Annotated in this window: 17 protein-coding genes; 10 read left to right on the top strand and 7 right to left on the bottom strand. The window is 61.5% G+C overall.

Annotation, left to right across the window (positions count from 1 at the left end):
- The first annotated feature begins 27 nt into the window (after positions 1–27).
- A complete protein-coding gene (locus AB8B29_RS15695; protein WP_047637741.1) occupies positions 28–882 on the top strand; it encodes a glycosyltransferase family A protein in 855 nt (284 codons plus the stop codon).
- Here the strand turns inward: AB8B29_RS15695 and AB8B29_RS15690 are convergent.
- The gene (locus AB8B29_RS15690) at positions 849–2051 is read right to left on the bottom strand and encodes a glycosyltransferase family 4 protein (protein WP_037196073.1); all 1203 of its coding nucleotides are present in this window, start codon (positions 2049–2051) and stop codon (positions 849–851) included. The two genes, AB8B29_RS15695 and AB8B29_RS15690, sit on opposite strands and share 34 nt — an antisense overlap.
- 400 nt (positions 2052–2451) lie before the next feature.
- The gene (locus AB8B29_RS15685; protein ID WP_034509182.1) at positions 2452–2688 is read right to left on the bottom strand and encodes an Lrp/AsnC ligand binding domain-containing protein; all 237 of its coding nucleotides are present in this window, start codon (positions 2686–2688) and stop codon (positions 2452–2454) included.
- 207 nt (positions 2689–2895) lie between these two features.
- Here AB8B29_RS15685 and AB8B29_RS15680 point away from each other — a divergent pair, with 207 nt between their 5' ends.
- The 3 genes from AB8B29_RS15680 (at position 2896) to AB8B29_RS15670 (ending at position 6890) form a co-directional block, all read left to right on the top strand.
- On the top strand, positions 2896–4179 hold the full coding sequence (locus tag AB8B29_RS15680; RefSeq protein WP_037196078.1) for an NAD(P)/FAD-dependent oxidoreductase: 1284 nt from the start codon (positions 2896–2898) through the stop codon (positions 4177–4179).
- Between the two features lie 102 nt (positions 4180–4281).
- A complete protein-coding gene (gene amaB / locus AB8B29_RS15675; protein WP_113118721.1) occupies positions 4282–5817 on the top strand; it encodes an L-piperidine-6-carboxylate dehydrogenase in 1536 nt (511 codons plus the stop codon).
- An 83-nt stretch (positions 5818–5900) separates the two neighbouring features.
- The gene (locus AB8B29_RS15670) at positions 5901–6890 is read left to right on the top strand and encodes an Ldh family oxidoreductase (protein ID WP_037196082.1); all 990 of its coding nucleotides are present in this window, start codon (positions 5901–5903) and stop codon (positions 6888–6890) included.
- A gap of 159 nt (positions 6891–7049) precedes the next feature.
- Here AB8B29_RS15670 and AB8B29_RS15665 read toward each other — a convergent pair whose 3' ends face one another.
- The 4 genes from AB8B29_RS15665 to AB8B29_RS15650 form a co-directional block, all read right to left on the bottom strand.
- Positions 7050–8375 carry a glucoamylase family protein gene (locus tag AB8B29_RS15665; protein ID WP_037196084.1) on the bottom strand — a complete coding sequence of 442 codons (1326 nt, stop codon included), beginning with the start codon at positions 8373–8375 and terminating at the stop codon, positions 7050–7052.
- 253 nt (positions 8376–8628) lie between these two features.
- Positions 8629–9192: a TetR/AcrR family transcriptional regulator gene (locus AB8B29_RS15660; RefSeq protein WP_112441087.1), complete on the bottom strand. Its 564-nt coding sequence runs from the start codon at positions 9190–9192 to the stop codon at positions 8629–8631.
- Between the two features lies 1 nt (position 9193).
- Positions 9194–9658, bottom strand: a complete 465-nt coding sequence (locus AB8B29_RS15655) for a nuclear transport factor 2 family protein (RefSeq protein ID WP_112441085.1) — start codon at positions 9656–9658, stop codon at positions 9194–9196.
- 87 nt (positions 9659–9745) lie between these two features.
- Positions 9746–10609, bottom strand: a complete 864-nt coding sequence (locus tag AB8B29_RS15650; RefSeq protein ID WP_092573149.1) for a DMT family transporter — start codon at positions 10607–10609, stop codon at positions 9746–9748.
- Positions 10610–10717: 108 nt separating this feature from the next.
- On the opposite strand from AB8B29_RS15650, the gene AB8B29_RS15645 reads away from it, so the two are divergent.
- On the top strand, positions 10718–12172 hold the full coding sequence (locus AB8B29_RS15645) for a PLP-dependent aminotransferase family protein (RefSeq protein ID WP_112441083.1): 1455 nt from the start codon (positions 10718–10720) through the stop codon (positions 12170–12172).
- 62 nt (positions 12173–12234) lie between these two features.
- Here AB8B29_RS15645 and AB8B29_RS15640 read toward each other — a convergent pair whose 3' ends face one another.
- The gene (locus AB8B29_RS15640; RefSeq protein ID WP_037196204.1) at positions 12235–12663 is read right to left on the bottom strand and encodes a VOC family protein; all 429 of its coding nucleotides are present in this window, start codon (positions 12661–12663) and stop codon (positions 12235–12237) included.
- Between the two features lie 105 nt (positions 12664–12768).
- Here AB8B29_RS15640 and AB8B29_RS15635 point away from each other — a divergent pair, with 105 nt between their 5' ends.
- The 5 genes from AB8B29_RS15635 to AB8B29_RS15615 all read left to right on the top strand — a co-directional run bounded on the left by AB8B29_RS15635 (position 12769) and on the right by AB8B29_RS15615 (position 18058).
- On the top strand, positions 12769–13635 hold the full coding sequence (locus AB8B29_RS15635; RefSeq protein ID WP_112441081.1) for a LysR family transcriptional regulator: 867 nt from the start codon (positions 12769–12771) through the stop codon (positions 13633–13635).
- Between the two features lie 164 nt (positions 13636–13799).
- Positions 13800–14456: a response regulator transcription factor gene (locus tag AB8B29_RS15630; RefSeq protein WP_037196206.1), complete on the top strand. Its 657-nt coding sequence runs from the start codon at positions 13800–13802 to the stop codon at positions 14454–14456.
- On the top strand, positions 14453–15829 hold the full coding sequence (locus tag AB8B29_RS15625) for a sensor histidine kinase (RefSeq protein ID WP_037196093.1): 1377 nt from the start codon (positions 14453–14455) through the stop codon (positions 15827–15829). The genes AB8B29_RS15630 and AB8B29_RS15625 overlap by 4 nt, the downstream gene beginning before the upstream one ends.
- A gap of 103 nt (positions 15830–15932) precedes the next feature.
- Complete coding sequence (locus AB8B29_RS15620) at positions 15933–16616, top strand: MtnX-like HAD-IB family phosphatase (protein ID WP_439006606.1); 684 nt, start codon at positions 15933–15935, stop codon at positions 16614–16616.
- 20 nt (positions 16617–16636) lie between these two features.
- Entirely contained in the window at positions 16637–18058 is a 1422-nt protein-coding gene (locus tag AB8B29_RS15615) for an aspartate aminotransferase family protein (protein ID WP_037196099.1), read from the top strand.
- Positions 18059–18062 lie beyond the last annotated feature (4 nt).

The raw sequence follows: 18062 nt of genomic DNA, 5'->3' as shown, positions 1-18062 counted from the left end.
CGTCTGGGGCTTGTCCGGAGGGTTTCATTGTTCAGCCTCATCGTCTGCACGATCGATCGTTTTGACCAGCTGGAGCGGTTGTTCCGGTCGCTGGCCGAACAGCGCTACAAGGATTTCGAGGTCGTTCTTGTCGATCAGAACGCGGATGATCGACTATCCGGGCTCATCGGCCGTTTTTCGTCTCTCTTCGCGATCCGGCATATCCGCTCGCCCAAGGGGCTTTCGCGGGCGCGCAACAATGGTCTGGCGGCAGCCACGGGCGACTATGTCTGCTTTCCCGACGATGATTGCTGGTACGAAGCCGATACGCTTGCCGCTGCCGGGACGCTGTTTGCCGCGCACCCCGAACTTGCGATCGTCACGGGCCGTACCCTCGACGCCGAGGGGCTGGCCTCCGTCAGCCCGACCGGCGAGACGCGGCGTGCCCTCACGCGCTGGAACTATCTGAAATGCGGCAACTCAAACGGCATCTTCGTGCGCCGCGCGGCGCTTGCCGATATCGGCGGCTTCGATGAAAACCTCGGCGTCGGCTCGGAATCACCCTTCCAGAGCGGCGAGGAGGCGGATTTCCTGCTGCGCGCGCTTGCCGTCGGCAAACGGGCGATGTTCTTCCCGGAGCTGATCGTTCATCACGATCAGGTCACGAGCGAATATGGTCCGCGGCAGGTGGAGCGGGCGCGCAAATATGGCCGCGGCTTTGGCGCCCTGATGCGCAAGCAGGCTTTCCCGCTACCCTATGTCTGTTATCGGCTGTTCCGGCCCGTTGCCGGCTGGCTCGCGGCGCTCGCCAGATTCAATCCCGATGCGGCGCGCTACAAGCGCGCCTGGCTTCTGGGCATTCTGGAGGGTTATGCGACCTGGCCGCGCTGGCGCAGGAGCTGAGGCGATTTGCCCTTGGGCGTGATGGTTTCGGCATAGACATCCATGTAGCGCTGAGCGACCTCATCCCATGCATAGGCGCGGGCGTCGCTGAGCAGCTCCTGCCTCAAGCTCAGGTCATCTGCCTCAAGGCGCTCGAATGCCGCGGTGAGGGTATCGGCGGCCGTTTCCGGATCGGAGAAATCTGAAAGCATCAGCGCCGGGTGGGTCTCGGCCAGGGCCTTGTAGGCGTCGTTGGCATTCAGCACCGGCAGCAGGCCGGCGCTCATGGCCTCGATCGCCACCAGGCCGAAACCTTCGTATTCGGAGGCCGAAGCGAAGAGCGAAGCGCGGGCGATGATGTTGCGGATCGAGCCGTCATCGATCGCCACATGCAGGGAGACGTTTCGTTCGAGGCCGCGTGCGGCAATTTCCTTCTCCAATGTCGGCTGATCGAGATCCGACACGGCGCCGATGATGTCGAGATGCCAGTCTGCATGGCGCGCCGCGAGCGCCTTCATCACGTCGAGCATGCGGTCGAGCCGCTTGTTGACCGAGAAGCGGCCGATGGTGACGATGCGGCGGCGGGCTTCCAATGCGGCGCAATTGGCGAACTTGCTAACATCGGCGCCGTTTTCGATCAGGCGGACGCGATTTCTAGCGATATTGGAAAACAGCCGCGCGTCGGACTGGCTGCAGCAGATGAGATAGTTGTAGCCGAGCGCCGATAATCGTGTAGCGGTATTGAACCAGACTTTCTTGATGGCGGCATATTTCGGCGTGTGGAAGAAGCCGCCATGCGTGGTGGCAACCATGGGGCGCCCGTGCATCAGCTTGCCCCAGGCAAGCGCATCGAAGAAGAAATCGACGGCGTGGACATGCACGAGATCCGCATCGGCAACATGGCGGAACACCTGCGGCGCCAGCGGATAACGGCTGGAGCCGGACCAGGGGATGCGCACGACCTCGATGCCATCGATCGTTTCGGTCGGCGGCAGCTGGCGGCCCGGGTCTGAAAACAGGCTGTCGCAGGTGACGACGCGCACGTGATAGCCGCGGGAGATCAACTGCCGGCAGAGATTGGCGACGACGTCTTCCAGGCCGCCCTTGTTCGGCAGGAACTGGCGCACGACATGCACGATCAGCGGTCCGGCCTGCTTGTTTGCCTGATTGTCAGCAATAGCCGATGTCATCGATCCACCTTAAACCCCTATGCTGCGCCAAGCGACAGCAATCCGGCGCTACGGCGCGCCGCCCGTTGATCAGTCGGCGAAGCAGATCATCCGGTCGGTTAAAAAAGGCTTAATCGCGGGTCGAAAGCCAAGCGGCTTTAGGCAAGAGGGTTAATATCGGAGCGTTGCGCAAGGGGATTGTGCTTGTCAGGCGAGTGTGTTGATGCCGGATTACAGTGCGTGGCGCCTCACCCCAGCCCTCTCCCCGCAATGCGGGGAGAGGGGACTTGCCATGCGATCGTGCCCGGGCCGCAAAACTCAGTGAACTCCCTCTCTCGGTAAGAACGGGGAGGGGGTTGGGGTGAGGGGCAATCCCGCGAACCTTTAACCGTGGCGCATGCTGATCCGAAGTCTGGATCTCTCAAAACGCTCGGAACGTCAGTGTCGTCAACGAGCGGACAATGCCGGGGATATGGGCGATGTTATCGTTGATGAACTTGCCGATATCCTGCTCTTCCTTGATGTAGACCTTCAGCAGCAGGTCGTAGTCGCCGCTGGTGGAATACAACTCCGAGACCAGCTCCGTCTGGTAGATTGCGTCGGCGACCTCGTAGGTCTTGCCGGGAGCGCATTGGAGCTGAACGAAAATGGGCTTCATGAGACTGTCCTGCTTCTGTCCGCGACCGCGACGGCGGCGTGCTTTTGTCTGCAACCGCGATGGCGGTCGGCATTTTCTCTATAATGGCCGAAAGCGCCATGGCCATGCAAGTTTTTCTCTGTCCACCGGATGTCGCTCTTGCCGCTTCCGCAAGTTCGAACGTGGCGCTAGATTAGCCGGATTGCCTTCATCGATTGGACCGATCTCATGCTGAATGACCCACGTTCCCACGGTCTTTGGGAAAAGACCGCCCCGCCACCGCCGGTGACGAAGCCGCTTGCCGGCGAGGTTTCCACCGATGTCGTGGTGGTCGGCGGTGGTTATACCGGATTGTCGGCGGCGCTGCATCTCGCCGAGGCAGGCAGCAGTGTGGCGCTGCTGGAGGCCAATGAAATCGGCTTCGGCGGTGCCGGGCGCAATGTGGGCCTGATCAATGCCGGCATGTGGGTGATGCCGGAAGACCTGCCGGGCGAGCTCGGCCCCGTTCATGGCGAGCGGCTCCTCGATCTACTCGGCAATGCGCCGAAGCTTGTCATGGAGCTGATCGACAAGCACGGCATCGCCTGCGAGCTGGAGCGCAATGGGACACTGCATTGCGCTGTCGGCCCCGAGGGCTTGAAGGAGATCGAGGAGCGGGCGCGGCAATGGAGCAAGCGCGGTGCGCCTGTAACGGTTCTCGACGCAAACGAGACAGAGCGGCGCGTCGGCAGCTCCGCCTATGCCGGGGCCTTGCTCGACATGCGTGCCGGCACCCTGCAGCCGCTCGCCTATGCGCGCGGCCTGGCGCATGCCGTGGTCAAGGCCGGTGTTGCGGTTCACACCGGCAGCCGCGTGACGGCGACGGAAAGGAGCGGCGCGAAATGGGTGGTTTCGACCGATGGCGGCAAGGTCAGCGCTGACTGGATCGTCGTTGCGACGGACGCCTACAGCACCGGCCCCTGGGAGACGGTGCGAAACGAGCAGGTGCATCTTCCCTATTTCAATTTTGCCACCGTGCCGCTCGGCGACAACTTGCGCAAATCCGTCCTGCCCGGCCGGGAGGGGGCATGGGACACCAAGGAGGTCCTCTCGTCCTTCCGCATGGATCAAGCCGGCCGACTCGTTTTCGGCAGTGTCGGGGCGTTGCGCAACACCGGCCTTGCCGTGCACAAGAACTGGGCGCGCCGGTCACTGAGAAAGCTCTTCCCGCAGCTCGGGGACATTCCCTTCGAATGCGAATGGTACGGCAAGATCGGCATGACCGACAACGCGCTGCCGCGCTTCCATAGGCTTGCGCAGAATGTCGTCGGCTTTTCCGGCTATAATGGTCGCGGCATCGCGCCGGGCACGGTGTTCGGAAAAGTGCTTGCAAGCCATATCCTCGGCCAGATCTCCGAGGCCGAGCTGCCGCTGCCGGTGACGGATATCGTGGAGCCCGGCTTCAGGGCCGTCAAGGAAATGTGGTACGAGGCCGGCGCCCAAGCCGCGCATTTTGTCGGCGCAAGAGTTTAAGGCAATTCCAGGAAAAATGCGCAGCGGCTTTCCGTCCGGAATTGCGGAAAAGCAAAGAGATAGAACGGCAACCGAACCATCATTACAGGAAGAGGAAACGAGATGACCGCGACACTCGATCTTGCCGCCGAGACCAAGGCGATATTGACGGAACTCGGTGTTGCAGCCGATCGCTTTACGGGCGGAACGCTCGCCGTCACCTCTCCGGTGACCGGCGCCGAAATCGGCCGGCTCAAGGAGCATTCGTCCGAAGAGGCGAAGGCTGCGATCGACAAGGCGCATGAGGCGTTTCTCGCATGGCGCGACGTGCCGGCCCCGAAGCGCGGCGAGCTGATCCGCCTGCTCGGCGAGGAGCTGCGCGCCGGCAAGGCGGCGCTTGGCCGGCTGGTTTCCGTCGAGGTCGGCAAGATCACCTCCGAGGGCCTCGGCGAAGTCCAGGAAATGATCGATATCTGCGACTTCGCCGTCGGTCTCTCGCGCCAGCTCTACGGACTGACCATCGCCACCGAGCGCTCAGAACACAGGATGATGGAAAGTTGGCATCCGCTTGGGCCGATCGGCATCATCTCCGCCTTCAATTTCCCGGTGGCCGTCTGGTCGTGGAATGCGGCGCTTGCCATGGTCTGCGGCAATTCGACGATCTGGAAACCCTCGGAAAAGACGCCGCTGACGGCGCTTGCAGTGCAGGCTCTATTCGAAAAGGCGCTGAAGCGTTATGTCGCCGAAGGCGGGGAGGCGCCGGCCAATCTCTCGATACTGATCATCGGCGGTCGCGACCTCGGCGAACTGCTGGTCGATCATCCGAAGGTTCCTCTGGTCTCGGCGACCGGATCGACGGCGATGGGCCGCGCCGTCGGTCCGCGCCTCGCCGGCCGGTTCGCACGCGCCATCCTCGAGCTCGGCGGCAACAATGCCGCGATCGTCTGCCCGACGGCTGATCTCGATTTGACGTTGCGCGGCGTCGCCTTTTCAGCCATGGGCACCGCCGGCCAGCGCTGCACGTCGCTGCGTCGGCTCTTCGTCCATGAGAGCGTCTACGATCAACTCGTGCCGCGCCTGCAGAAAGCCTATGGCTCGGTGACGATCGGCAATCCGCTGGAGGCGGGAACGCTTGTGGGTCCGCTGATCGACAGACATGCCTTCGACAGGATGCAGGCGGCACTCACTGAAGCCAAAGCGGCCGGCGGCAAGATCACCGGTGGCGAACGTGTCGAGAGCGGATCGGCCGAAGCCTTCTACGTCCGTCCGGCGCTGGTCGAGATGCCCGAGCAGACCGGCCCGGTCGAGCAGGAGACCTTCGCGCCGATCCTCTACGTGATGAAATACAGCGATTTCGACAGCGCTGTGGCGCTGCATAATGCCGTGCCGCAGGGCCTGTCGTCCTCGATCTTCACCAATGACATGCGCGAGGCCGAGACCTTCGTTTCGGCGCGCGGTTCGGATTGCGGCATCGCCAATGTCAATCTCGGCCCCTCCGGTGCCGAGATCGGCGGCGCTTTCGGCGGCGAGAAGGAAACGGGCGGCGGCCGCGAATCCGGGTCGGATGCCTGGAAGGCCTATATGCGCCGGGCGACCAATACCATCAATTACGGCCGGACCCTGCCGCTGGCGCAAGGCGTCAAATTCGATGTGGAATAGCCAGAGTTTTGTTGCATTGCGACGAGGAGGGCGAAGGCGTAGAAAGTCTTCATCCTCCTCATTTGTTCTCAAGGTCTCGTCTCATGCATCTGTCGCTTGCCGAAGCTGAAACGCTTGTCGTGGAGGCACTGCAGCGAAGCAGCGTGAGCGCTGACAACGCCCGCTCCGTGGCCGTCGCGCTCGTTGCGGCGGAGGCTGCCGGTCAGAGCGGTCACGGACTGCGGCGCGTCCTTGCCTATGCGGGGCATGCAAAGGCGGGCAAGACCGATGGTTTCGCCGTGCCGCAGATGAGCCGGCCCTTTCCCGCCGTTCTGCGCATCGATGCCGGCCATGGCTATGCTTATCCTGCCCTCGATCTTGCCGTCGGCGAGCTTCCGATCATCGCACGCGAGCAGGGGATCGCGCTTGCCGCCATCAGCCGCTCTCATCATGCCGGCGTGATGGGCCTGACGGTGGAGCGCTTCGCCGATCAGGGCCTGGTGGCGTTGATGGTGGCCAATGCCCCGGCGTCCATGGCGCCCTGGGGCGGCAAGACGCCGGTCTTCGGCACCAATCCCATTGCATTTGCCGCGCCGCTGCCGGACGACGACCCGATCGTGATCGATCTGGCGCTATCGAAAGTGGCGCGCGGCAAGGTGATGGCCGCGCGGCAGACGGGTGCATCCATTCCCGCCGATTGGGCTTTCGACCGCGAGGGCAGGCCGACTACCAATGCCGAGGAGGCGCTTGCCGGCACGATGATCCCTGCCGGCGATTCGAAAGGGGCGGCGCTGGCGTTGATGGTGGAAATTCTCGCCGCCGGTCTCACCGGCGCCAACTATGCCTTCGAGGCTTCGTCGCTCTTCGATGACAAGGGTGCGCCGCCAGGGCTCGGCCACACGATCATCGCCATCAATCCGGCGGCGATGAGCGTTGCCGACACGGCACAGCGGCTTGCACTGCTGGCAAGCGAGATCACCCAAGATCCCAACGTCCGCCTGCCCGGACGGCGCGGGCAGACCTCGCGACGCGAGGCAATCGCCAATGGGATTTTGGTTGAGGACGAGGTAATCGAGGCGATCAAGGGGCTTTGAAGCGCTGAAGATGATGGTCAGGTGAATGCGTTTCGGCCGCGCTCTTACGCTAAGATGAATTGGTGCAAGGAGGCAGATCCTTCTCCCCGAGGGGAGAAGGGGTTGCGCAGCAACGTTGCCATGTCGACGAGGATACCTGATGGCTACCGGCGATCAAAATCAGGCGATCGCGGGCGTCGCCTGTTTCTCGTCGAGCCAGCCGCCGGTAAAGCCCGCTCGTTCCAGGCCGTGGCGAAGGATCGGCGATTGCCGCATGAGGTTCCAGATCAAGCCGGTGCGGGCGTTTTCGATCATCATGACCAGCAGGCCCTGGTCGATGGCGACCGAGCGGTCGTCCACCCAGCCTTCCGGGCCTGGGCCTTTGACGCTCGGATTGAAGCCGCCGGGAAAGCGGCCGTCGAGCAGCAGGCTGGGATAGGTCGAAAGCAGCGCCTTCGTGCCGTCGAGCGCAGCCTGACGGTCGAAAGGCAGGCAGGACAGCGGCCCCCAAGGGGCGATCGTGCCGTCGTCGGGGCCGAGTGGCGCACCGCGCGCGGCATAGCCGAAAACTCTCTGGCCGTGTCGCCGGCTATGTTTCGTTCCGGTCGGGTTGGGGCCATCGCAGGCCGAAAGCCCCCAGATATCCTTCGCATAGCCGAGGAAATGGCCGGGATTGCGGTCCGTATAGTCGCGCTGAACGGCGATTGCCGTCTGCGTGTTGCGAAAATAGTCGATGTCCTTGTCGGCCACGTGCTTGTCGCGGATGTCGCGAAAATCGATCCAGGCATGGGAGAACAAATGGATGAACAGCGGCCCTGCATAAAGGAAAGGCGTATCCTTGAACATCATCCAGGTGTAGGTCGAGGCGAAGGCGTCGTAGCTCGAGGACGGGATGGGATGCGTGGGCGAGGCGAGCGCCATGACATAGAGGAAGATCGCCTCGTCATAGCCCTGGTAGCGCCAGCGCAGGAAACCGCTTGCCGGTTTCCAGCCCATGCTGATCGTCGGTCCCTTGTTGAGGGCCCAACGCCAATCGCAGCGCTCGTAGAGAAAGGTCGCCTGTTTGCGGATGTCCTGTTCGGTCTGGCTGGGGCCATCGAAGTAGGCGGCGGCCGTCAATACGCCGAGCAGCATCAAGCCGGTGTCGATCGTCGAAAGCTCGCTGTTCCAGGCGCGCTTGCCGGTCTCCATGTAGAGGAAGTGGTAGTAGAAGCCGCGATGGCCAGTGGCGCCGCGTTCGGTGCCCTGCTGGCTGTCGGCGAAGAAATCGAGCGTGGTCAGCACCCGTGTCGCTGCCTCGGCGCGGTCGATCCAGCCGCGCTCGACGGCGACCGGATAGCTCGACAGCGCAAAACCGACGGCGGCAATGCTGCAGTGGCTTGTCTTGATTGACGTATCGGCCACCAGCCCATTTTCCGGATTGGTGTGAAGCATGAAATAATCGAACGCGGAACGTTGCAATCGATCGATCAGCGCGTTGTCGGTGTCGTTTACCTGCTGCAGCATCTTCTACCCATCTCCTGGATGCTCCCATTCCCTGCTGATGAGCACAGGAGCTCGGATAGTTGCAAATCAAACATGATTAACGCTGCCACGCTTTTATGGAGGATTATTTAAGATCAGCGCTTTGGCGCGCAACTCATCGTTAATATTGATGGCGGAAGGCACCGTTTCTCGGACATCGCGCAATAAGATGTGAACCCCCTGCGTCAGGGTCAAGGCGCTGTCGCCTATCAAGTGATTCGCGACGCGGGGCTTTTTATTCGACTGCCGCTCCCAGCCGCTCCTTCAGCCGCGCCAAGGTGCGGCCGAAAATCGCATCATCCCCAAGCGCCCTTGCCAGCGTCAACGCACCCTGGATGCCGACCACTGCTTCCTCGGCAAGCACTCTTGCTTCCGCAGCAGCCAGGCCGGCTCTCGTCAAGGCGCCGGCGAGTGCTTCGATCCAGCGCAGGAAATAGTTCTGAATGGCGCTCGGGAAGCGATCGCGCGTTTCGTCCAGCGCGAAGGCTCCGATGAGGCAGACACGGCGGCCGGAGCGGAAATAGGTGTCCGTCGTCTCCCACATACCGAGGATGGCGGCGCGAGGGTCATCCTCTTCGAGCGGCCTGAACACTTCCGTGACGAACCAGGCATCGATATGGGCCATGATCTCGGCCGCCATCTGTTCCTTACCCCCGGGAAAGAAATGATAGAGGCTGCCCTTCGAGAGTTTGGTGCGCGCCGTGATGCTGCTCATCGACGCGCCCTCGTAGCCGAGCTCGCGAAAGACCTCGGCCACAAGGGCAACGGCATCGGGCTTTTCGAAGACGATGCGCGTCATTTCAAAGGCCGAGATCCGACAGGCCGGGGTGATCGTCGGGGCGCCGGCCGAGCGGCCAGTGGAACTTCCGCTCGTTTTCCTTGATCGGCATGTCGTTGATGGAGGCAAAACGGCGCTGCATCAGCCCGTCGGTATCGAATTCCCAATTCTCGTTGCCGTAGGAGCGGAACCAGTGGCCGCTGTCGTCGTGCCATTCATAGGCGAAGCGGACGGCGATGCGGTTGCCCTCGAAAGTCCAGAGTTCCTTGATCAGCCGATAATCCAACTCCCTTGCCCATTTGCGCGTGAGGAACTCGACAATCTCCTTGCGGCCGCGCGGGAATTCGGCGCGGTTCCGCCATTGGCTGTCTTCAGTATAGACCTTGGAGACGCGCTCGGGATCGCGGCTGTTCCAGCCGTCTTCTGCCATGCGGACTTTGGCGATCGCGGTCTCGCGGGTGAAGGGTGGGACAAGTGGGGTCGGCATGATGTGCTCCTTCTAAACCGATTGGTATTTTATAAACCGATCAGTTTAGAAGATCAAGCCGGCACACGGCCGTCTGATACGGGTGCCTCAGCGCGCGAATTTCCGGGCGCCGGCGACGCAGGCGACGACAGCGATCGTTACAACGAGCATGGACCAGCTGACGCTTTCCTTGAGCAATGCCGCCGCAAGCGCGAAGCCGAAGAATGGCTGCAGGAACTGCAACTGGCCGACGGCTGCGATGCCGCCTTGCGCCAGTCCGCGATACCAGAAGACGAAGCCGATCAGCATGCTGAACAACGAAACATAGGCGAGGCCGATCCAGGCCGGGCCGCCGATGCCGTCGATAGTATGCGGCATGGTGGCGATGCAGAGCGCGACGGTGACCGGCAGGGACAGAACCAGAGCCCAGCAGATGACCTGCCAGCCGCCGAGCCGGCGCGACAGCACGGCACCTTCGGCGTAACCGAGTCCGCAGACGAGAATGGCTGCGAGCATCAGCAGATCGCCGACCGGCGAGGCCGATACGCCCTGCGTAAGGGCATAGCCGCTGACGAGGGCGCTGCCGATGGCGGAGAATATCCAAAAAGCCGGCCGTGGTCGTTCGCCGCCGCGCAGCACGCCGAAGATGGCGGTCGCAAGCGGCAGCAACCCGATGAAGACGATCGAATGGGCCGATGTGACATGCTTGAGCGCCAGCGCCGTCAGCAGGGGAAAACCGACGACGCAGCCGAGCGCGACGATCGCCAGTGACCCGATATCACTGCGGGCGGGGCGTTTTTCCCGAAAGGCAAGCAGCAGGCATAGGCCCAATAGGCCGGCGATGACTGCGCGGGCGACGGTCAGGAACACCGGATCGAAGTCCATGACGGCCACCCGCGTCGCCGGCAGCGATCCGCTGAAGATCACCACCCCTATCAGCCCGTAGATCCATCCTATCGTTGCCTTGTCCATTGCGCATGCTCCTTCTTGATGTCAGCGGTATCGGCGAAGCCGACTGGCTATTCCAGAGACAGTGCAGTACAATTTACGGGAACTGTTATGGTATGAGGTGCAGTACGGATGGGCGATGCATTGGTTGTGAGCGCGGTCGGCGGCACGCGTATCGAAGCCGTGATGGCTGCGATTTCCGATCGAATAGCCACCCGTAGCCTGATGCCCGGCGCACGGCTTCCCTCCGTTCGCAGCCTCGCCAAGACCATGCAGGTATCGGTCTCCACCGTGGTCGAGGCCTATGAGCGTCTTGCCGCCGAGGGGATGATCCGTTCGCGGCCGGGCTCAGGATTCTATGTATGCGGCCCCCTGCCGCCGCTTTCATTGTCTGAGGCCGGCGCAAGATCGGACCGCAACGTCGATCCGTTGTGGATTTCGCGGCAATCGCTTGAGATGGGCGACGATGTCTTGAAGCCCGGCTGCGGCTGGCTTCCCGCATCCTGGTTGCCGCAGGCGGCGCTGCGCCGTGCGATGAGGACGCTGGCGCGCGGAGACCTCGAAACGCTCGCCAATTACGCCACGCCGCTCGGCTTGCCGCCGTTGCGGCAGCTGCTCGCCAGGCGGCTGGGCGAGCACGGCATCACCGTGCCTCCAGACCAGATCATGCTGACCGAATCCGGCACGCAGGCGATCGATCTTCTCTGCCGTTTCCTGCTGGAGCCCGGCGACACCGTGCTGGTGGACGATCCCTGTTATTTCAATTTCCATGCGCTGCTGCGTGCGCACCGGGCCAATGTCGTCGCCGTGCCCTTCACGCCGACGGGGCCGGATGTCGAGCTGTTCGGCCAGGCGCTCGAACGGCACAAGCCCCGGCTCTATATCACCAACTCCGCCATCCATAATCCGACGGGTGCCGTGCTGTCGCCCGTGACGGCGCATCGCCTGCTGAAGCTGGCGGATGCGTCCGGCCTGGTTATCATCGAGGACGATATCTTTTCCGATTTCGAGAATGTCCCGGCACCGCGGCTTGCCGCTTATGACGGGCTCGAGCGGGTGATCCATATCGGCAGCTTTTCGAAGACGCTCTCGGCCTCGGTGCGGTGCGGCTTCATCGCCGCGCGGGCGGACTGGATCGACGGACTCGTCGATCTCAAGGTTGCCAGCAGCTTCAGTTGCGGACAATTATCGGCGGAGCTCGTCTATCTGGCGCTGAAGGACGGCAGCTATCGCAAGCATGTCGAGGCGCTGCGCGTCCGGCTTGCCAAGGCCATGAGCGAGGTGACGGCGCGACTGGAGGCTATCGGCATCACGCCCTGGCTCGAGCCGCAGGCGGGCATGCTCCTCTGGTGCCGGCTGCCGGAGGGCCTGGATGCGGCGGATGTCGCCCGCGCCTGCCTGGCCGAAGGCGTCATCCTTGCTCCCGGCAATGCCTTCAGCGTGGCCGATAATGCCGGCAGCTTCATGCGGTTCAATGTCGCGCAGTCGACCGATGGCCGGATCTTCGACGTGCTAGAAGCATCCATGCGGAGGCTGAGCACGGATCGTCCGACTGTCGGCGGAGCTCGCGGTTCTTCGAGGACGTAGGAAAACCCTGCGATATGAGCGTTCCGCCATTCCTGGGCGCTCACATCGCGGGGCTTAATGCCTTACTTGGCAAACAGGCTGTTGATGTCGGCGAAGGCCTTCATCTCAATGGCGTTTCCGCTTGGATCCTTGAAGAACATGGTCGCCTGTTCTCCAGGCTCGCCCCGGAAGCGGATATAGGGCTTGATGACGAAGTCTATGTTGGCCTTGGTCAGCTTCTCGGCCGCCGCCTCCCATTCCTCCATCGACAGAACGACTCCGAAATGGCGCACGGGAACGCCGTGACCATCGACCGCATTCGCCGCCACTTCGCCCGTTTCTCCCGGAGCCAGATGGGCGACGACCTGATGGCCATAGAAATTGAAATCGATCCAGTCGGGGGAGCTCCGACCTTCGGGGCAGCCAAGAAGGCCGCCATAGAACGTGCGGGCCGCCGCAAGATCGTTGACGGGAAATGCGAGATGGAAAGGGTGAAGAGGTGCTGCACTCATGATCGTCTCCAGATGTGCGAACTCGATGCAGCGATCAATAAGGTACATTATTTCCTATGAAAAATTGTATATTATAAGGCTGAGTCATAGGAAAAATTATGCATCATGATACCCGAACTGAAAACGCTTGTTGCTGTCGCCCGCTTCGGGACATTTGCGGCCGCTGGTGATCGGATCGGACTGACGCAAGCGGCCGTCAGCGGTCAAATGAAGCGTCTCGAGGAAAGGCTCGGCGTCCAATTATTCGAGCGAACCGGCCGTTCCGCCACATTGAATGCCGCGGGCTTGCGAACGCTGGAACGCGCCAAGGGCATCATAGCGATGTTCGAGCGCATCGCCGATCCGGCCGATGAGGTTTCGGGCGGCCAACTGCGCATCGGCGCCATTGCCTCTGTTCAATCGACGGTGCTTGCGCGTGCGCTCGTGCCGTTCCGCCAGCGATTTGCGAACCATCATGTTCATATCGTTCCGGGTGTCTCCCTTCATTTGCTCGATCTGCTCGATGCCGGCGAGCTTGATCTGGCGGTACTCATCGAGCCTCCCTTCGGCATACCCAAGGATCTTGTGTGGCAGCCCCTGCTGCGGGAGCCCTATGTGCTGGCGGTTCCCGATCGGGTGGAGGGTGATGATTGGCAGACATTGCTGCGGGAGCAGCCATTCATCCGCTATGATCGCAGCTCGTTTGGCGGCCGGCAGGTTGATCGGTTCCTGCGGTCCCATGCGATAGCGCCCAACGAATCCGTGGAGATCGATGACATAGCCGCGTTGCTGGCTCTGGTCGGGCAAGGGCTCGGGGTGGCGCTTCTACCGATCGTCGATGGCGGCCCGCCCCTTATGCCGTCCGTGCGTGCGGTGTCGCTCGCTGCGTCGACATTCTATCGCGAGATCGGGATATTGCGGTCGCGCGACGGCAACCCCGCGAGCGCGTACCTTGCCGATTGCCTGATCGGGTGCGGCTCTGAGGTTGCCTGACGGGGCGATTTCATCCTTCCGAACCGGCGGCGCAACCTTCGGGAGGGTGATGCACTCCCTCGGCTCTTGCCAAGCGGAAATGATCCGTCATAGCTTTGCCACAAGGTCGCTCCAATTGCGGCTCACATCGGCTATGAAATTTTCTCGGCTACATGGGGTCGATCGTGCGCGTTCTGCTTGTTGAAGACGACAATATCCTCGGCTCATCGCTGAAGAAGGCCCTGGAAAAACATGCCTACGGCGTCGACTGGATGCGGGACGGCGAATCCGGCCTCGAGGCAGCCGAGCATTCCCATTTTGCGGCGATCGTTCTCGATATCAATTTGCCGCAGCTGAGCGGTATGGAAGTTCTGCGGCGGATCCGGCAGCGTGGCAACGCGGTGCCCGTGCTGCTGTTGACGGCGCTCGATTCCGTGCGTCAGAAGGTCGAGGGGCTCGATGAGGGCGCCGACGACTATCTGGTCAAGCCGTTCGATCTCGACGAGTTGCTCGCCCGCCTGCGCGCGCTCATCCGCCGGCGCGACGGCCGCACCGAGAGCGTCATTCGATGCGGCGATGTGGAGGTCGATCCTTCCGCCATGGTCGCTCGAAAGGGAAGCGCGCAGGTGCATACCACGGCCAAGGAGTTCCATCTGCTGAAGCTGCTCATGGAGCGTAGCGGCCGCTATGTGACGAAGAACGATATCGAGTACGCGCTTTATGACGCCGAAAACACCGTCGAGAGCAATACGATCGAAGTCACCATCTACAATCTGCGCAAGAAGCTCGGCACCGACTTCATCAAGTCGATCCGCGGTGTCGGCTACATGATCGAGCGATGAACAACTCAACGCTTACCCGCAAGCTGTTTCTCCGGATCGCCCCGGTCGTCGTGGTGACGATCGTGGTGATTGCCGCTTTTGCGTTCAACAGCGCGACTCGGGAGATCAACAATATCTATGATGCCCAGCTTATCGATGACGCGAACGTGATCTGGAGCCTGCTGCGCCGACCCCTGGAAAAGGCGCCGGACCGCGCGGCCAAGCAGATCGACGACATTGATTTCAACATGGACAATCAGCTGGCCTTCAACGAGGACGCCGACGATTATGCCGAGGCGCATATGTTTCGCGCCTGGGTCGACGGCAATATTCGCTTCTACAGCAGCACGGCCTTCCCTTCCGACGTACCGCAACAGAAAGTTGGGTTTACGACCCTGACATATGGCGGTGAGGACTGGCGCGTGTATTCGCTGCCAATCCCGAACACGAGCATCGTGATCGAGCTTGGCGAGAAGATCGCGCTTCGCGAAACGCTCGTCTCCAACATACTCCTTAATCTCTTCTTCCCGCTGCTGATGCTCGTGCCGGTCATCGGCTTCCTTATCTGGCTCGGCATCAACAGCGGCCTGCGAACGATTCATGGGCTGGTGCGGCAAATCCGCACCCGATCGCCCGAGGATCTCTCAGCCATTCCTGTCGAAAGCTTGCCGCGAGATCTCCTGCCGCTCGGCCGCTCGATCAACCAGCTGCTGGAGAAGCTCGGCCAGTCGCTGACGCTCGAGCGGCGCTTTTCAGATCTTGCCGCGCATCAGCTGCGCACGCCCCAGGCCAGCGTGAAACTGTTGCTGCAGATGCTTGGAAACAGCGACAGCGAGCATGAACGGCAGGCGATCGTCGCCGACCTCGTTGCCAGCAACAACCGCGCCATTCATCTGATTGAGCAGCTGCTGCGGCTGGCAAGGGTCAGTCACCATCCCCTCAATCCGACGTCGGTGACGCTCTATCATCTGGTGGCGTCGGTGCTTGCCGAATTCGGCAATATCATCACCAGCCGCGAGCTCGACGTGGTGCTGCAGGGAGACGAAGCACTGCAGGTTCAGACCGACGAATCGTTGATCCGCATGATGGTCAGCAACCTCCTGGACAATGCCATCAAATACACGCCCGTCGGAGGGGAGATCAAGGTTTCGATCACGTCGGAAGACGGTTTCGGCCGGATTTCGATCAGCGACAGCGGGCCGGGTATTCCGCCCCAGGAAAGGGAGGCGGTGTTCCAGCGCTTCTATCGGCTCAATACGCTTCACACGGAAGGCGCAGGCCTCGGTCTCGCCATCGTCGCGGATACGGCAGACCGGCTCTCGGCGACGGTCGAGCTTTCAACGCCGCGTTGGAGCAAGGGTCTCCAAGTCGACCTGAGATTGCTCGCAAGTTAAAAATCAACTTCCTGTCTGTTTTCATTTTCGCATCATTTTCAGCTCATGCCTGGCTCATCCGCGGTTGTTAGACGCAACTAGGGATATGGTGAAAGGGTATTTCATGCAGGTGTTTTGCGATTTTGATGGAACCATATCCATCGAAGACGCGACGGATATGGTGTTGTCCCGTTTCGCCGGTTCCGAGTGGGAAGACATAGAGCGGCTCTGGAAGCAGGGGCAGATCGGTTCCGGCGAGTGCATGCGCCGGCAGATCGCTCTCATTAAGGCAAGCAGGGCGGAGCTCGATCAGTTTCTCGACACGGTGTCGATCGATCCGGGTTTCGAAAGCTTCCTGTCCTATTGCCGCCGCAATGAATTGCCCGTGACCGTCGTCAGCGATGGCGTCGACTATTTCATCCGCCGCATTCTGGCGCGTCATGGCATCGAAGGTCTGCCGATCGTTGCCAACGTGCTCACCTGCAGCTTCGGCCAAGGCGCTGAGTCCTATTCGCTGTTCCCGCCGTTTACGGCAACGGGCTGCGTGTCCGGGTCGGGCGTCTGCAAATGCCGCGTTGTCGATAGCGCCGATCTGCAGGTCTACATCGGCGATGGGCGAAGCGATTTTTGCGTTTCCGACAAGGTGGACCTCGTTTTCGCGAAGGCCAAGCTTGCCGACTACTGTGACGAAAACGGCATTCCCTATGTCGCTTTCGAGGACTTTTCCGATCTGCTTCCAAAAATGGAAGCCGTTCTTCCAAGCGTCGTACGGCGCCCCCGTGTGCTGCCGCATTCCAAGACAGCATGAATCTGACTGAGAGGCATTGAATGAAAACGAATGTAGCCGAAGCCTTCAGTGGCGACACGCAAGCGCCCGTCCGTTCCGAGGAGGAGTTGCGTGTCCTCGAAGAGACCTACTGCTCGCACGGCGACACGGTCCACTACACGGACAAGCCCAAATTCTTTGAAGAATGCGAAGGCTCCTTTGTCTACGACCGCACAGGAACACCGTTTCTGGATCTGCAGATGTGGTATTCCGCTGTCAATTTCGGCTATCGCAACGAGCGCCTGAACAACGCTGCGCATCGTCAGCTCGATCGGCTGCCGCAGGTCGCATCGCAATATCTGCATCGTGAAAAGGTGGAGCTTGCGGCGATGATCGCCCAGGATGCCGAACTCAAGTTCGGGCACAAGGGGCGCGTTCACTTCAACGTCGGCGGTTCGCAGGCCGTCGAGGATTCGCTGAAGCTGGTGCGCAATTACACCGGCGGCAAGAGCCTGATGTTCGCCTTCGAGGGCGGCTATCACGGCCGCACTCTCGGCGCTTCGGCGATCACCTCGAGCTATCGCTATCGCCGCCGCTACGGTCATTTCGGAGATCGGGCGCAGTTCGTCGAGTTTCCCTATCACTTCCGCGGCCCGAAGGGCATGTCGAAGGAAGAATACGGGCACTACTGCGTCCAGAAGTTCGCCCGTCTGTTCGAGAGCGAATATAACGGTGTCTGGGATCCGAAGGCGGGCAAATCGGAATATGCCGCGTTCTATATCGAGCCGATCCAGGGTACGGGCGGCTACGTCATTCCGCCGATGAACTTCTTCGTCGAGCTGAAGAAGGTGCTGGACGAACACGGCATCCTGCTCGTCGTCGACGAAATCCAGATGGGCGTCTACCGCACCGGCAAGCTCTGGTCGATCGAGCATTTCGGTGTCTCGCCCGATATCCTGGTTTTCGGCAAGGCCATCACCAACGGGCTCAATCCGCTTTCCGGCGTGTGGGCAAGGGAGGAAATGATCAATCCGACCATCTTCCCGCCCGGCTCGACGCATTCGACATTCGCCAGCAACCCGATGGGGACCGCCGTGGCACTCGAAACGATGAAGATGTTGGAGGAAGAGGATTTCGGCGCGGCCATCATGGCGAAGGGCGCCTATTTCCTCGACGGGCTGAAACAATTGCAGAAGCGCCATGCCATCGTCGGCGAAGTCGACGGGCTGGGCCTGGCCCTGCGGATGGAAATCTGCAAGGACGACAGCTACACGCCCGACAAGGCCACGATGGACTGGCTCTGCGATGAAGGCATGAAGGGCGACCTGCAGGTCGGCGCGAAGATGTACGGCCTGGTGCTTGACGTCGGCGGCTACCACAAGAACGTCATCACCTTCGCGCCCAATCTGCTGATCACCCGCGAAGAGATCGATCTGGCTCTTGCCCTGCTCGATCAGCTTCTAACGCGCGCCGCCCGGAGATAAGACG

The sequence above is a fragment of the Rhizobium sp. 11_C7_N12_5 genome, assembly GCF_051811145.1.
Lineage (GTDB): Bacteria > Pseudomonadota > Alphaproteobacteria > Rhizobiales > Rhizobiaceae > Rhizobium > Rhizobium lusitanum.
Note: the sequence above shows the minus strand (reverse complement) of the source record. Positions and strands in the feature narration are given on the sequence as shown.